The 13,276-nt window shown below is 53.2% G+C and carries 19 protein-coding genes; 5 read left to right on the top strand and 14 right to left on the bottom strand.

Annotated features, from left to right (window positions below; all coding sequences use genetic code 11):
• Window position 1: 1 nt before the first annotated feature.
• The 4 genes from tsaC to dprA are packed head-to-tail and all read right to left on the bottom strand — an operon-like array spanning window position 2 to window position 2,717.
• The gene (tsaC, locus tag OHJ17_RS02200; RefSeq protein WP_002919132.1) at window positions 2–574 is read right to left on the bottom strand and encodes an L-threonylcarbamoyladenylate synthase type 1 TsaC; all 573 of its coding nucleotides are present in this window, start codon (window positions 572–574) and stop codon (window positions 2–4) included.
• 4 nt (window positions 575–578) lie between these two features.
• On the bottom strand, window positions 579–1,121 hold the full coding sequence (locus tag OHJ17_RS02195; RefSeq protein ID WP_004145330.1) for a DNA topoisomerase family protein: 543 nt from the start codon (window positions 1,119–1,121) through the stop codon (window positions 579–581).
• Between the two features lie 26 nt (window positions 1,122–1,147).
• Window positions 1,148–1,621 (bottom strand): DUF494 family protein Smg, encoded by a 474-nt coding sequence (gene smg, locus OHJ17_RS02190; protein WP_032433623.1) that lies wholly within the window; start codon window positions 1,619–1,621, stop codon window positions 1,148–1,150.
• On the bottom strand, window positions 1,593–2,717 hold the full coding sequence (dprA, locus tag OHJ17_RS02185) for a DNA-protecting protein DprA (protein WP_002919139.1): 1,125 nt from the start codon (window positions 2,715–2,717) through the stop codon (window positions 1,593–1,595). Before dprA ends, smg begins: the two co-directional genes overlap by 29 nt.
• A 128-nt stretch (window positions 2,718–2,845) precedes the next feature.
• Between dprA and def the strand changes: the two genes are divergently transcribed.
• From def to mscL, 5 genes are all read left to right on the top strand, one after another.
• Complete coding sequence (gene def / locus OHJ17_RS02180) at window positions 2,846–3,355, top strand: peptide deformylase (protein ID WP_004174081.1); 510 nt, start codon at window positions 2,846–2,848, stop codon at window positions 3,353–3,355.
• Between the two features lie 14 nt (window positions 3,356–3,369).
• The gene (fmt, locus tag OHJ17_RS02175; RefSeq protein WP_004150007.1) at window positions 3,370–4,317 is read left to right on the top strand and encodes a methionyl-tRNA formyltransferase; all 948 of its coding nucleotides are present in this window, start codon (window positions 3,370–3,372) and stop codon (window positions 4,315–4,317) included.
• A 52-nt stretch (window positions 4,318–4,369) separates the two neighbouring features.
• On the top strand, window positions 4,370–5,665 hold the full coding sequence (rsmB, locus tag OHJ17_RS02170; protein ID WP_004174079.1) for a 16S rRNA (cytosine(967)-C(5))-methyltransferase RsmB: 1,296 nt from the start codon (window positions 4,370–4,372) through the stop codon (window positions 5,663–5,665).
• A gap of 13 nt (window positions 5,666–5,678) precedes the next feature.
• Window positions 5,679–7,055 (top strand): Trk system potassium transporter TrkA, encoded by a 1,377-nt coding sequence (gene trkA, locus OHJ17_RS02165; RefSeq protein WP_002919153.1) that lies wholly within the window; start codon window positions 5,679–5,681, stop codon window positions 7,053–7,055.
• A 140-nt stretch (window positions 7,056–7,195) separates the two neighbouring features.
• Window positions 7,196–7,609 (top strand): large-conductance mechanosensitive channel protein MscL, encoded by a 414-nt coding sequence (gene mscL / locus OHJ17_RS02160; protein WP_004145325.1) that lies wholly within the window; start codon window positions 7,196–7,198, stop codon window positions 7,607–7,609.
• Here the strand turns inward: mscL and OHJ17_RS02155 are convergent.
• The 10 genes from OHJ17_RS02155 to secY form a co-directional block, all read right to left on the bottom strand.
• On the bottom strand, window positions 7,545–7,823 hold the full coding sequence (locus tag OHJ17_RS02155; protein ID WP_004188380.1) for an alternative ribosome-rescue factor A: 279 nt from the start codon (window positions 7,821–7,823) through the stop codon (window positions 7,545–7,547). The genes mscL and OHJ17_RS02155 overlap by 65 nt on opposite strands.
• A 57-nt stretch (window positions 7,824–7,880) precedes the next feature.
• Window positions 7,881–8,306: a Zn(2+)-responsive transcriptional regulator gene (gene zntR, locus OHJ17_RS02150; protein WP_004185894.1), complete on the bottom strand. Its 426-nt coding sequence runs from the start codon at window positions 8,304–8,306 to the stop codon at window positions 7,881–7,883.
• Between the two features lie 2 nt (window positions 8,307–8,308).
• Window positions 8,309–8,677 (bottom strand): DnaJ family domain-containing protein, encoded by a 369-nt coding sequence (locus OHJ17_RS02145; RefSeq protein ID WP_002919204.1) that lies wholly within the window; start codon window positions 8,675–8,677, stop codon window positions 8,309–8,311.
• A gap of 108 nt (window positions 8,678–8,785) precedes the next feature.
• Window positions 8,786–9,172, bottom strand: coding sequence for a 50S ribosomal protein L17 (gene rplQ, locus OHJ17_RS02140; RefSeq protein ID WP_002919206.1), 387 nt, complete (start codon window positions 9,170–9,172; stop codon window positions 8,786–8,788).
• 40 nt (window positions 9,173–9,212) lie between these two features.
• The gene (locus OHJ17_RS02135; protein WP_002919219.1) at window positions 9,213–10,202 is read right to left on the bottom strand and encodes a DNA-directed RNA polymerase subunit alpha; all 990 of its coding nucleotides are present in this window, start codon (window positions 10,200–10,202) and stop codon (window positions 9,213–9,215) included.
• A gap of 25 nt (window positions 10,203–10,227) precedes the next feature.
• On the bottom strand, window positions 10,228–10,848 hold the full coding sequence (gene rpsD, locus OHJ17_RS02130; protein ID WP_002919224.1) for a 30S ribosomal protein S4: 621 nt from the start codon (window positions 10,846–10,848) through the stop codon (window positions 10,228–10,230).
• Between the two features lie 33 nt (window positions 10,849–10,881).
• On the bottom strand, window positions 10,882–11,271 hold the full coding sequence (gene rpsK, locus OHJ17_RS02125) for a 30S ribosomal protein S11 (protein WP_002919257.1): 390 nt from the start codon (window positions 11,269–11,271) through the stop codon (window positions 10,882–10,884).
• A gap of 16 nt (window positions 11,272–11,287) precedes the next feature.
• Window positions 11,288–11,644 (bottom strand): 30S ribosomal protein S13, encoded by a 357-nt coding sequence (gene rpsM, locus OHJ17_RS02120; RefSeq protein ID WP_002919259.1) that lies wholly within the window; start codon window positions 11,642–11,644, stop codon window positions 11,288–11,290.
• A 146-nt stretch (window positions 11,645–11,790) separates the two neighbouring features.
• Window positions 11,791–11,907 carry a 50S ribosomal protein L36 gene (gene rpmJ, locus OHJ17_RS02115; RefSeq protein ID WP_000868187.1) on the bottom strand — a complete coding sequence of 39 codons (117 nt, stop codon included), beginning with the start codon at window positions 11,905–11,907 and terminating at the stop codon, window positions 11,791–11,793.
• Window positions 11,908–11,940: 33 nt separating this feature from the next.
• Entirely contained in the window at window positions 11,941–13,272 is a 1,332-nt protein-coding gene (secY, locus tag OHJ17_RS02110; RefSeq protein WP_002919515.1) for a preprotein translocase subunit SecY, read from the bottom strand.
• Between the last annotated feature and the right edge of the window lie 4 nt (window positions 13,273–13,276).

The raw sequence follows: 13,276 nt of genomic DNA, 5'->3' as shown, positions 1-13,276 counted from the left end.
TTCACCCCTGGCGGAACAGTTCACCCGTCAGGGCATCACGGATTTCAGATGGGTTTTGCCGGCCGCCCGTGGCGCCATCCACCACCGGGAAGCTGTCGCCAAACTGAGCATGGACCTCTGCGGTAGTACGGCACGGTGGTTGCCCGGTGAGATTGGCGCTGGTCGAAACCAGTGGTTTTCCGTAGGCTTCGCACAATTCGATTACCAGCGGATGGTTAGTCACGCGTACGGCCAGTGAATCAAAACGTCCAGTCAGCCAGCGCGGCGTTTCAGGACGCGCCGGGAATACAAACGTCACCGGTCCCGGCCAGCAAGAGAAGATGGCTTCCCGCTGTGAGTCACTTAACCGTGAATCATCAATATAGGGCTTCAGTTGCTCAAAGCTGGCGGCGATAAGGATCAATCCTTTTTCAACAGGACGCTGCTTCAGCTCCAGCAGGCGCATAACGGCCGTTTCGCTGTCAGGGTCGCAGCCGACGCCAAACACGGCTTCGGTGGGATAGGCGATGACATGTTCATTTTTCAGGACCGCCACGGCATGGGCGACGGCTTCTGAGGGCAGGTTATTGTTCACTGATTTATTCCGCCGGGATCGGCTTTCCACATTGTTTACTGGCACAGAAGCGTCTGAGCCCCTGCGCCGTCTTCTTTTCTATTAACAGCGGGTAATGGCATTCAGGGCATTCGCCCGCCACCGGTTTAAAATTGATAACGAACTGGCAATCAGGATAGCGATCGCAGGAGTGAAAGGTTTTACCGAAACGGGAACGACGCTGGACCAGATGGCCTTGTCCGCACTGCGGGCAAGCGATAGCCGTCTCATCGGGTTTATCAATCAGCTCGGTATGTTCACATTCCGGATAGCGGCTACAGCCAATGAACATCCCAAAACGCCCCTGGCGTAACACCATAACCGCACCGCACGATGGGCACTCTTGCCCCTCCAGCACCTTAACGATATGCCCGTCCGCCTGGCTTTTCAGGGGACGAATATAGTCACAGTCCGGATAATGCGAACAGCCGAGAAACGGGCCATGTTTCCCGGAACGGATCACCAGTTCGGCCCCGCACTGCGGGCAGGGCTCATTTTTACGCACCGAAAACAGTGCTGATTTGGTCATAACAACTCGATGTTGCTGCAAAAAGATTAATGCAGCATACCTTCATTTACTTCGAAGAGTAATTCTTCCATTTGCTGATAGGCGTTTTCACAGCCCGGAATATTGAACAGTACCATCAGGATGACCCATTTCAGGTCTTCCAGCTCAAATTCCGCCGTATCCAGCGCCAGTACACGCTCTATCACCATTTCTCGCGTTTCGAGGTTCAACACCTGAATCTGCTCGAGGAAGAGTAAAAACCCCCGGCAACTGGCATCCACACGCTGGCACTCCTCTTCGGTATATACCCGAAGAGAGAGCGGGTCGGAAGCGAGCTGCATGGGTTCAACGAGACCTTCCTGATAATCAGCCAGTTTCTCGAGCCACATTAACGCGTTATAGATGTCTTCCCGCTCAAAACCCGCATCGGTAAGATCCCGCGTCAGTTTGTCCTGATCCACGCGCATTTCTGCTTCGCTATGGATGTAAGTTTCAAACAAATACATGAGTACGTCGAACATGGCTTGCCCTCCTTAATCGGACATAGCCGCCGGGTACAGCTGCGATCCAGCCTGCTAACTCCAGTTCAAGTAGCTGAGCTACGGTTACTGGCACAGATTGGCCGGCACGTTCAGCGACAACGTCAACAGGTGTTACCTCATCTCCTACGTTAGCCAGGAGCTCCGGAAATGGCAATGCTACAGACGGCTGATCGACGCAAATATTTATCGAATCAGACGTATCAGTCAGCCAGGCCAGCTCGTTATGCCAGTATTCCACAATATCCTCTGGCGAGGTCACTGGCACCGCGCCTTGCTTAATTAACCAGTGCGGGCCTTCCGATCCCGGATTGCCTATCGGGCCAGGCAGGGCGAACACATCCCTTCCCTGCTCCAGGGCGCAGCGGACGGTGACTAGCGATCCGCTTCGCAACGCCGCCTCAATCACCAGCACGCCCAGGCTTAAGCCGCTGATAATCCGGTTGCGCCTGGGGAAATGTGCGGGAAGCGGCGGCGTAATGAGTGGAAATTCAGATACCAGCGTACCGCCATTGTCGATGATCTGCCGGGCGAGGGTTGCATGGCGCCGCGGATAAACCTGACTCAGCCCATTGCCCAGTACCGCGATAGTTTTACCCTCCGCCGCCAGCGCGCCGCGGTGCGCGACCCCGTCAATGCCTAACGCCAGCCCACTGGTGATGGTAATCCCTTTCTGCGCCAGCGTTTCGCTGAACAGTTTCCCCCAGCGGGCGCCATACCAGGAGTGCGAGCGACTGCCAATAACGGCAAGCTGCGCGCTGTGAAGCAGGGCGAGGCCGCCGCTGACCAGCAACGCGCCGGGGTAATCAGCGATAGCCTTTAACCGCAATGGATAGCGCGGATCGTCACCCCGTAACAGATGATGATCCGGTTGTCCCAGCCAGCGCCGCGTCTCGTCAAGCTCATGCTCGTCAAGCCGGAAAAATAACTTTGCCTGCGCCGCGGTCATCCCGACGGCATGCAGCGCTTCACGATCAACGCTGGCGGCTGCGCATAAGCGCTGAGCGATCTCTACCATCCTGTCGCCATACAAGCTACTGACCTTCATCAGCCGCAGCCAAATCTCGTCGGGCGTCATCCTTACCCCCTGCCATAAGCGGTATTGACAATCTTTGCGATTGGACAGTGAGACTGTCAATTGCAGGGGGTTTTGTCTAGAATAGAGCTAATAATCTTATCAACTCCTGAATACGACTCTGGAACTTTATGGCAGTTTTGCAAGTGTTACATATTCCGGACGAGCGCCTTCGCAAAGTCGCCGAGCCGGTCAAAGAAGTGAATGCGGAAATTCAGCGTATCGTCGATGATATGTTCGACACCATGTACGCCGAGGAAGGCATCGGTCTGGCCGCAACCCAGGTCGATATCCATCAGCGCATTATCGTTATTGATGTGTCGGAAAATCGTGAAGAGCAGCTGGTATTAATTAATCCGGAAATGCTGGAGAAAGATGGCGAAACCGGTATTGAAGAAGGCTGCTTGTCTATTCCTGAACAGCGCGCCCTGGTCCCGCGTGCGGAAAAAGTGAAGATCCGGGCACTGGATCGCGATGGTAAGCCGTTTGAACTGGAGGCCGATGGCCTGCTGGCTATCTGTATCCAGCATGAGATGGATCACCTGGTCGGCAAACTGTTTATTGACTATCTGTCACCACTCAAACAACAGCGCATTCGTCAGAAGGTAGAGAAACTGGATCGTTTACGTTCCCGTGCCTGATAACAAGGAATACCGTGTCACAATCACTACGTATCATTTTCGCCGGCACCCCTGATTTTGCAGCGCGTCATCTTGATGCGCTGCTGTCGTCTGAACATCAGGTTGTTGGCGTATTCACTCAGCCTGATCGCCCTGCTGGTCGCGGCAAAAAATTGATGCCAAGCCCGGTAAAAGTGCTGGCAGAAGCCCATAACTTACCTGTGTTCCAGCCATCCTCCCTGCGTCCGCAGGATAACCAGCGGTTAGTCGCCGATCTCGGCGCCGATATTATGGTGGTAGTGGCGTACGGTCTGATTCTGCCTAAAGCGGTGCTGGAGATGCCCCGTCTGGGCTGTATCAACGTTCACGGCTCGCTGCTACCGCGCTGGCGTGGCGCAGCGCCAATTCAGCGTTCACTGTGGGCGGGGGATAGCGAAACTGGCGTAACCATTATGCAGATGGACGTCGGCCTTGATACGGGGGATATGCTGTATAAGCTTTCCTGCCCCATTACCGCAGAGGATACCAGCGGCAGCCTGTACGATAAGCTGGCCGAGCTCGGCCCTCAGGGGCTGCTGGCAACGTTAGCCCAGCTGGCCAACGGCACCGCACGGCCTGAAGTACAAGATGAATCGCTGGTGTGCCATGCCGAAAAGCTGAGTAAAGAAGAGGCTCGTATCGATTGGTCGCTTTCCGCTGCGCAGTTGGAACGCTGCATCCGCGCGTTTAATCCGTGGCCAATGAGCTGGCTGGAAATTGACGGACAACCGGTAAAAGTGTGGCGGGCATCGGTCATCGCCGAAGCCGCTCACGCCGAACCGGGTACTATCGTGGCAGCAACCAAACAGGGTATTCAGGTCGCCACGGGGGATGGGATCCTCAGCCTGGAGTCGCTACAGCCTGCGGGTAAAAAAGCGATGAGCGCCCAGGACTTACTCAATTCCCGCCGGGAGTGGTTTATCCCTGGCACCCGTCTCGCCTGACGGTCGTCTCTTCTGAAGCCCGGGTTCGCCGGGCATTTTTATTTTTGCGCTTATGAAAAAGAATATAAATTTACGCAGCCTGGCCGCCCAGGCTATCGAGCAAGTTGTTGAAAAAGGGCAGTCTTTAAGCAACGTACTGCCCCCTCTACAGCAGAAAGTCAGCGATAAAGATAAAGCGCTACTGCAGGAGTTGTGCTTTGGTGTACTACGTACTCTAAGCCAGCTGGAGTGGCTTATCAGCAAGCTAATGGCGCGTCCGATGACCGGCAAACAGCGCACCGTGCACTTTCTGATCATGGTTGGTCTCTATCAGTTACTCTACACCCGCATTCCACCACACGCCGCGCTGGCGGAAACGGTAGAAGGCGCGGTGGCCATTAAACGCCCGCAGCTTAAAGGGCTAATCAACGGCGTGCTACGCCAGTTCCAGCGCCAGCAGGAAGCGTTGTTAGCCGAATTTGCTGAGCATGAAAACCGCTATCTTCATCCCAAATGGCTGCTGAAACGCCTGCAGCAGGCCTGGCCGCAGCAGTGGCAGGAGATCGTCGAGGCGAACAACCAGCGCCCGCCGATGTGGCTGCGCGTTAACCGCAACCATCATTCCCGGGATGAGTGGCTTGCCCTGCTTAACGAGACCGGTTTAGAGGGCTTTACCCACCCTGATTATCCGGACGCCGTACGCCTGGCCACCCCTGCTCCGGTCCACGCGTTACCAGGCTTTGCCGAAGGCTGGGTGACCGTCCAGGACGCCTCGGCTCAGGGCTGTATGCGCTACCTGCAACCGGAAAATGGCGAACGCATTCTCGATCTCTGCGCGGCGCCGGGCGGGAAGACGACGCATATTCTGGAAGTCGCTCCCCAGGCTCAGGTTATGGCGGTGGATATTGATGAACAGCGTCTGTCCCGCGTCTATGACAACCTGAAGCGTCTGGGTGTAAAAGCGGATGTAAAACAGGGCGATGGCCGCTTCCCTGAGCAGTGGTGTGGCAATGAGCAGTTCGATCGTATTCTGCTGGATGCTCCCTGCTCCGCAACCGGCGTTATTCGCCGCCATCCGGATATCAAATGGCTGCGCCGGGATCGGGATATCGCCGAGTTAGCCCAGCTGCAGGCCGAGATCCTCAATGCCACCTGGACGCACCTGAAGCCTGGCGGCACGCTGGTTTACGCAACCTGTTCTATTCTGCCGGAAGAGAACAGTCAGCAAATTGCCGCCTTCCTCGCGCGAACCCCGGATGCAGAACTTCACGCCACCGGCACGCCGGCGAGCCCCGGGCAGCAAAATCTGCCGGGCGTGGAAGAAGGTGATGGCTTCTTTTACGCTAAGCTAATCAAACGTCGGAACTAATGGGTCACTGCAGATGAAGATTATTATTCTGGGCGCCGGCCAGGTCGGCGGCACGCTGGCGGAAAACCTCGTCGGCGAGAACAATGATATTACGCTGGTTGATACCAATGGCGACCGTCTGCGCAGCCTGCAGGATAAGTTCGACCTGCGTGTCGTCCAGGGGCATGGCTCTCACCCTCGCGTACTGCGTGAGGCGGGGGCCGATGATGCCGATATGCTGGTAGCGGTCACTAGTTCGGACGAAACCAACATGGTGGCCTGCCAGGTCGCTTACTCATTGTTCAATACGCCAAACCGCATAGCGCGTATTCGTGCGCCTGATTACGTTCGTGATGCGGAAAAGCTCTTCAACTCTGAAGCGGTACCCATCGATCACTTAATCGCTCCGGAACAACTGGTCATCGACAACATCCACCGTCTGATCGAATATCCCGGCGCGCTGCAGGTCGTGAACTTCGCAGAAGGAAAAGTCAGTCTCGCGGTAGTAAAAGCCTATTATGGTGGCCCGCTGGTGGGGAATGCCTTATCCACTATGCGGGAGCATATGCCGCATATCGATACGCGCGTGGCCGCCATTTTCCGCCACGATCGCCCCATCCGCCCGCAGGGCTCGACGATTGTCGAGGCCGGAGATGAAGTCTTCTTTATTGCCGCCTCGCAGCATATTCGCGCGGTCATGAGCGAACTGCAGCGACTGGAAAAGCCGTATAAGCGTATTATGCTGGTCGGCGGGGGCAATATTGGCGCGGGTCTGGCCCATAAGCTGGAAAAAGATTACAGCGTTAAGCTTATCGAACGTAATCAGCAGCGAGCCGCTGAGCTAGCGGAAAAGCTGCAGCATACTATCGTCTTCTACGGGGATGCATCGGACCAGGAGCTGTTGGCTGAAGAGCATATTGACCAGGTGGACCTGTTTATTGCCGTCACTAACGACGACGAAGCCAATATTATGTCGGCTATGTTGGCCAAGCGAATGGGCGCGAAAAAAGTGATGGTGCTAATCCAGCGCAGAGCCTACGTGGATCTGGTCCAGGGTAGCGTCATCGATATTGCGATTTCGCCTCAGCAGGCCACAATTTCCGCACTCCTCAGTCATGTCCGTAAAGCCGATATTGTCGGCGTCTCCTCCTTGCGCCGCGGCGTTGCAGAAGCGATCGAGGCAGTCGCGCACGGCGATGAGAGCACCTCCCGGGTAGTCGGGCGTTCGATCGATGAGATCAAACTTCCACCGGGCACGATCATCGGCGCCGTCGTGCGGGGCAATGACGTGATGATCGCCAATAATAATCTACGGATCGAGCAGGGCGACCATGTGATCATGTTTTTGACCGATAAGAAGTTTATTTCCGATGTCGAAAGGCTGTTCCAGCCAAGTCCTTTCTTCCTGTAATTCCCAGGGCGCCGAACAGGCGCCTTTTTATTATCCCTTATTATTCAAAGGTTAATATTTTGCAGTAACTATCTGCTGGGAATGGCAAATGAAAATACATTTGTTAAACTTACAACGTCAGCTGGCACAAGGAGAATAAAATGAGTTTTTTAAAAGAGTTTCGCGAATTCGCGATGCGCGGGAACGTTGTCGATTTGGCAGTGGGTGTGATCATCGGTGCAGCATTCGGTAAAATTGTTTCATCACTGGTCGCGGATATTATTATGCCGCCACTCGGCCTGTTGATTGGCGGGATCGATTTTAAACAGTTTGCCGTCACGCTACGTGATGCCCAGGGCGATGTCCCGGCTGTGGTGATGCATTATGGGGTATTCATTCAGAACGTTTTCGATTTCATCATCGTCGCGTTTGCCATCTTCATGGCGATTAAATTGATGAATAAGTTAAATCGTAAGAAAGAAGAGGCTCCGGCGGCACCGCCAGCTCCCTCTAAAGAAGAAGTTCTGCTGAGCGAAATTCGCGATCTGCTGAAAGAACAAAACAACCGTTCTTAATCAGCAGAGAAAGCAGAAGGCCAGTGGTAAAAAAGCGATTCGCTTGCTTGCCACTGGCCTCCCGATCAACCCTTCCTGCATGTTTATCTTTACGTTGATAGCTTCCTTTCCCTTTCTTGTTTTTCTCTACGCGCTGCCTGAATAACGGATCGTGGAGAAGTGCCTCAATGGCGTTATCTTTAATTTGTCCTTTAGTATGCTGATAGCGACTCATAGTTACTCCGGTATATGTATAAACTCGGCGCGAGTGTAGATCCGCGCGTTTAAAAAATCAACGTCCGCCATTGCCGTTGCTGGCCCCTTGTTCAAGGGCCTCAAGGATAGAACAGTAAACGCTGCTGTGGGCAGTGCCGCAACAGGCATCGTTGAGCCGCTGCAGAGAGCGGCGCATCGTCTGTAGCTCTTTAATCCGCGCCTCGACTTCACTTAATCGCGCCTGAACGATCCCTTTCGACTCCTGACAGGTATGATGCTCCGGATCGATGCGGATCGACAATAATTCGCGGATCGCTTCCAGGGTGAAACCCAGTTGTCGGGCATAACGAATAAAGCGCAGCCGTTGAAGATCGTTATCCGAGTACAGACGAAATCCTCCCTCGGTGCGTATGTCATGATCCATCATCTGCTGCTTTTCATAGTAGCGGATGGTATCAGGCGTCACGTCAGCCAGTTTTGCCAATTCACCAATACGATACATATTTACTCCTGATTTATTTTTTGCAGCAACGCATCGGCGTACTCACCGCGTAAAAAGTCGGTGTTCAGACCTGCCTGACGTAACTTCAGCTCGAGCAGGGCAAGGCGTTTACTAAGTTCGGCATGACGCGGATCGTCCTGACGGACGCCATTCAGTAAGTCTGCCAGAGCCAACGCTTCTTTGCGTTGCTCCAGTTCCGGAGGAAGACATCCTGCATTTTTCAGAAGGCGATAGCCTGCCCGCAACTCCGCCGGCACATGTGAATCGTCATCGAGAGTCAGCGGTTCTCCGCTGCCGGGTAAATTATCGAACTCACCTTTGGTTTGGGCATCGAGGATATGACGTTCCGCCCACTGATCCAGCAACCACATTCTACGGCTCCAGGGGATGAACAAAAAGAGTACAGATAGTGTAGTGAAATGGGGATGGGGTAGATATAAAAAAACCCGCCAGGGCGGGTTTTTTTACGTTACTACAGATTACTCTGCAGCAGCTTCTGCTTTCGGCTCAGCACGATCAACCAGCTCGATGTATGCCATCGGCGCGTTGTCGCCTGCACGGAAGCCACACTTCAGAATGCGAGTGTAACCACCGGCGCGGCTCGCGAAACGCGGGCCCAGCTCGTTAAACAGTTTTGCCACGATCTCGTTATCACGAGTGCGGGCGAATGCCAGACGACGATTAGCAACGCTATCAGTCTTGGCAAGAGTAATCAGCGGCTCAACTACGCGACGCAGTTCTTTCGCTTTCGGCAGGGTCGTCTTGATGATTTCATGACGAACCAGCGAACCTGCCATGTTACGGAACATAGCCTGGCGATGGCTGCTGTTGCGGTTCAGTTGACGACCACTCTTACGATGGCGCATGACCTTATCCTTCTCAGTAAAACCTTAACCTGTGATCCGGTTACTCGTCAGCAATGCTTGCTGGTGGCCAGTTTTCCAGGCGCATGCCCAGAGACAGTCCACGGGAAGCCAGCACGTCTTTAATCTCAGTAAGAGATTTTTTACCCAGGTTCGGCGTTTTCAGCAACTCAACCTCGGTACGCTGTACCAGATCACCGATATAGTGGATAGCTTCTGCCTTGAGGCAGTTAGCAGAGCGGACAGTCAATTCCAGATCGTCAACAGGGCGCAGCAGGATCGGATCGAATTCTGGTTTCTCTTCTTTCACTTCTGGCTGACGTACATCACGTAGGTCAACAAAAGCTTCCAGTTGTTCAGCCAGGATGGTTGCCGCACGACGAATCGCCTCTTCAGGATCGATTGTGCCGTTGGTTTCCATTTCGATGACCAGCTTGTCCAGGTCGGTACGCTGTTCTACACGCGCAGCTTCAACATTGTAGGCAATACGCTCTACAGGGCTGTAGCAGGCGTCGACCAGCAGACGGCCGATTGGGCGCTCATCTTCTTCCGAATGAATTCGGGCAGAAGCCGGCACATAACCGCGACCGCGCTGAACTTTGATACGCATGCTAATAGCAGCGTTCTCATCAGTCAGGTGGCAAATCACGTGCTGCGGCTTGACGATTTCGACATCACCGTCGTGGGTAATGTCGGCTGCGGTCACAGGGCCAATGCCAGATTTATTCAAAGTAAGGATGACTTCATCTTTACCCTGAACTCTCACCGCCAGCCCTTTCAGGTTGAGCAGGATTTCAAGGATGTCTTCCTGAACGCCTTCTTTGGTGCTGTACTCGTGCAGTACACCATCAATCTCAACCTCGGTCACCGCGCAACCCGGCATCGATGAGAGCAGAATACGGCGCAGTGCGTTACCCAGAGTATGGCCGAAGCCACGCTCTAGAGGCTCAAGGGTCACCTTGGCGTGCGTCGAACTCACTTGCTCGATATCGACCAGGCGCGGTTTTAGAAACTCTGTCACAGAACCCTGCATTGTGTCCTCTCTTTGGTACTAAGCTTTACTTGGAGTAAAGCTCGACGATCAGGTGTTCGTTAATGTCCGCAGACAGATCAGAACGCTCCGGCTGACGCTTGAACGTACCTTCCATCTTGCCAGCATCAACTTCCAGCCAGGTTGGCTTTTCACGCTGCTCAGCCAGCTCCAGAGCGGCTTTCACGCGAGATTGCTTTTTCGCTTTCTCACGAATGCTGACAACGTCATTCGCTTTAACCTGATAAGAAGCGATGTTAACAACACGACCGTTTACCATAATCGCTTTGTGGCTAACCAGCTGGCGTGCTTCAGCACGAGTGGCGCCGAAGCCCATACGGTATACAACGTTGTCCAGACGACCTTCCAGCAGAGCCAACAGGTTTTCACCGGTGTTGCCTTTCAGACGTGCTGCTTCTTTATAGTAGTTACGGAACTGACGCTCCAGCACACCGTACATACGGCGAACTTTTTGCTTTTCACGCAACTGCACACCATAGTCAGACAGACGCGGCTTACGCGCACCGTGCTGGCCAGGAGCTTGTTCAATTTTACACTTGGTATCGATCGCGCGAACGCCAGACTTAAGGAATAAGTCGGTGCCCTCACGACGGCTCAGCTTGAGCTTAGGACCCAAATATCTTGCCATTTTCTTTCTCCAACTAACCTGGAAAACGCAGCGTTATACGCGACGTTTTTTCGGCGGACGACAACCGTTATGAGGGATCGGAGTCACATCAGTAATATTAGTGATGCGGAAACCAGCGGCGTTCAGTGCACGAATGGTAGATTCGCGACCCGGACCCGGACCTTTGACCATAACTTCCAGATTCTTGATGCCGTATTCTTTTACGGCTTCTGCGCAACGCTCTGCTGCAACCTGAGCTGCGAACGGAGTGGATTTGCGAGAACCACGGAAACCGGAACCACCGGCTGTTGCCCAACCCAGTGCGTTACCCTGACGATCAGTGATGGTAACGATGGTGTTGTTAAAAGAAGCATGGATATGAGCCACGCCGTCAGAGACTTGTTTTCTTACACGCTTACGTGCACGAATTGGTGCCTTTGCCATTATTCAATCACCCCGATTATTTCTTGATCGGTTTACGCGGACCCTTACGGGTACGTGCGTTGGTCTTGGTACGCTGACCGCGAACCGGGAGACCACGACGATGACGCAAACCACGGTAGCAACCAAGGTCCATCAGACGCTTGATGCTCAGGGTGATTTCACGGCGCAGATCACCTTCAACGACAAATTTACCTACTGCTTCACGCAGAATATCAATTTGTTCTTCAGACAGCTCACTGATCTTAACATTTTCAGCGATGCCCGTTTCAGCGCAGATGGCTTTAGAACGGGTTTTGCCGATACCGAAAATAGCGGTTAAAGCGATAACGGTATGTTTGTGATCAGGAATGTTAATGCCTGCTATACGGGCCACTATGCACTCCTACTATTTAATATGTACGCACCATGCTGAAAAGCCCGTTTTCAGGATACTCAAATGGAAACGTACAGACATACAAAAGATTGGCTGGCTAATCTAGCCAGCTCAATCCAACTTTGCAAGAAAAATATGCGAAAAAATCAGCCTTGGCGCTGTTTATGCTTCGGCTCGGCACTGCAAATCACACGGATGACACCATCACGCTTAACGATTTTGCAGTTACGGCATAATTTCTTGACGGAAGCACGAACTTTCATTTTTACTCTCCGTAACTTCTCGGGCGACCAGTTTTAACGGCCGTAGCCTTTCAGGTTCGCCTTCTTCAATGCAGACTCATACTGACTGGACATCATCAGAGTTTGCACTTGAGCCATAAAGTCCATAATCACGACAACAACGATAAGCAGCGAGGTCCCACCGAAGTAGAACGGCACTTTCATCGCGTCACGCATGAACTCCGGGATCAGGCAGATAAAAGTAATGTACAACGCACCAACCAGAGTCAGGCGAGTCATCACTTTATCGATATACTTCGCCGTTTGCTCTCCCGGACGAATTCCTGGTACAAATGCACCGGACTTCTTCAGGTTATCTGCTGTTTCACGCGGGTTGAAAACCAACGCCGTGTAGAAGAAACAGAAGAAGATGATTGCAGACGCATAGAGTAACACATAAAGCGGTTGCCCAGGCTGCAAATACAGCGAAATTGTTGTCAGCCAGTTCCAACCAGTACCACCCCCGAACCATGACGTGATGGTTGCCGGGAACAGTATAATACTGGAAGCGAAGATTGCCGGGATTACCCCCGCCATATTCACTTTCAGCGGTAAATGTGTGCTCTGTGCAGCATAGACACGACGACCCTGTTGACGTTTCGCGTAGTTTACCACAATGCGGCGTTGACCACGCTCAACGAATACAACAAAGAAGGTCACTGCAAATACTAATACTGCAACCAACAGCAACAGGAGGAAGTGCAGGTCGCCTTGACGCGCTTGCTCGATAGTATGGGCGATGGCCGGCGGGAGTCCCGCAACGATACCGGCGAAGATAATGATCGAGATACCGTTACCGATACCACGTTCAGTGATCTGTTCGCCGAGCCACATCAGGAACATAGTCCCTGTGACCAGACTGACAACAGCGGTGAAATAGAATGCAAAGCCTGGATTAATCACCAGGCCTTGCATACCAGGCATATTCGGCAGACCGGTAGCAATACCGATCGACTGGAATATCGCCAGCACCAGAGTACCGTAGCGGGTGTACTGGCTGATCTTACGACGACCAGACTCCCCTTCTTTCTTCAGTTCCGCCAGCGGTTGATAAACCACCGTCAGCAGCTGCACGATGATCGATGCCGAAATGTACGGCATAATCCCCAGCGCAAAGATAGAAGCACGGCTGAGAGCACCACCAGAGAACATGTTGAACATTTCAATGATGGTGCCTCGCTGTTGCTCAAGCAGTTTGGCAAGTACAGCGGCATCAATACCAGGGATCGGAATAAAAGAGCCAATACGGAACACTATCAGCGCACCGACCACAAACAGAAGTCTGCGTTTCAGTTCGCCAAGGCCACCTTTGGCACTTTGAAAATCTAATCCCGGTTGTTTAGCCATCTGC

Source organism: Klebsiella sp. KP20-425-1, assembly GCF_025813515.1.
GTDB classification, from domain to species: domain Bacteria; phylum Pseudomonadota; class Gammaproteobacteria; order Enterobacterales; family Enterobacteriaceae; genus Klebsiella; species Klebsiella pneumoniae.
Note: the sequence above shows the minus strand (reverse complement) of the source record. Positions and strands in the feature narration are given on the sequence as shown.

Bases quoted from the DNA above. Each gene is read 5' to 3' on its own strand.
- OHJ17_RS02155 (WP_004188380.1), bottom strand. From the start codon at position 7,823: ATGAGTCGCTATCAGCATACTAAAGGACAAATTAAAGATAACGCCATT.
- OHJ17_RS02195 (WP_004145330.1), bottom strand. From the start codon at position 1,121: ATGACCAAATCAGCACTGTTTTCGGTGCGTAAAAATGAGCCCTGCCCG.
- smg (WP_032433623.1), bottom strand. From the start codon at position 1,621: ATGTTCGACGTACTCATGTATTTGTTTGAAACTTACATCCATAGCGAA.
- OHJ17_RS02145 (WP_002919204.1), bottom strand. From the start codon at position 8,677: ATGTGGTTGCTGGATCAGTGGGCGGAACGTCATATCCTCGATGCCCAA.
- OHJ17_RS02135 (WP_002919219.1), bottom strand. From the start codon at position 10,202: ATGCAGGGTTCTGTGACAGAGTTTCTAAAACCGCGCCTGGTCGATATC.
- rpsK (WP_002919257.1), bottom strand. From the start codon at position 11,271: ATGGCAAAGGCACCAATTCGTGCACGTAAGCGTGTAAGAAAACAAGTC.
- dprA (WP_002919139.1), bottom strand. From the start codon at position 2,717: ATGACGCCCGACGAGATTTGGCTGCGGCTGATGAAGGTCAGTAGCTTG.
- def (WP_004174081.1), top strand. From the start codon at position 2,846: ATGGCAGTTTTGCAAGTGTTACATATTCCGGACGAGCGCCTTCGCAAA.
- rpsD (WP_002919224.1), bottom strand. From the start codon at position 10,848: ATGGCAAGATATTTGGGTCCTAAGCTCAAGCTGAGCCGTCGTGAGGGC.
- secY (WP_002919515.1), bottom strand. From the start codon at position 13,272: ATGGCTAAACAACCGGGATTAGATTTTCAAAGTGCCAAAGGTGGCCTT.
- zntR (WP_004185894.1), bottom strand. From the start codon at position 8,306: ATGTATCGTATTGGTGAATTGGCAAAACTGGCTGACGTGACGCCTGAT.
- rpmJ (WP_000868187.1), bottom strand. From the start codon at position 11,907: ATGAAAGTTCGTGCTTCCGTCAAGAAATTATGCCGTAACTGCAAAATC.
- trkA (WP_002919153.1), top strand. From the start codon at position 5,679: ATGAAGATTATTATTCTGGGCGCCGGCCAGGTCGGCGGCACGCTGGCG.
- rplQ (WP_002919206.1), bottom strand. From the start codon at position 9,172: ATGCGCCATCGTAAGAGTGGTCGTCAACTGAACCGCAACAGCAGCCAT.
- rsmB (WP_004174079.1), top strand. From the start codon at position 4,370: ATGAAAAAGAATATAAATTTACGCAGCCTGGCCGCCCAGGCTATCGAG.
- mscL (WP_004145325.1), top strand. From the start codon at position 7,196: ATGAGTTTTTTAAAAGAGTTTCGCGAATTCGCGATGCGCGGGAACGTT.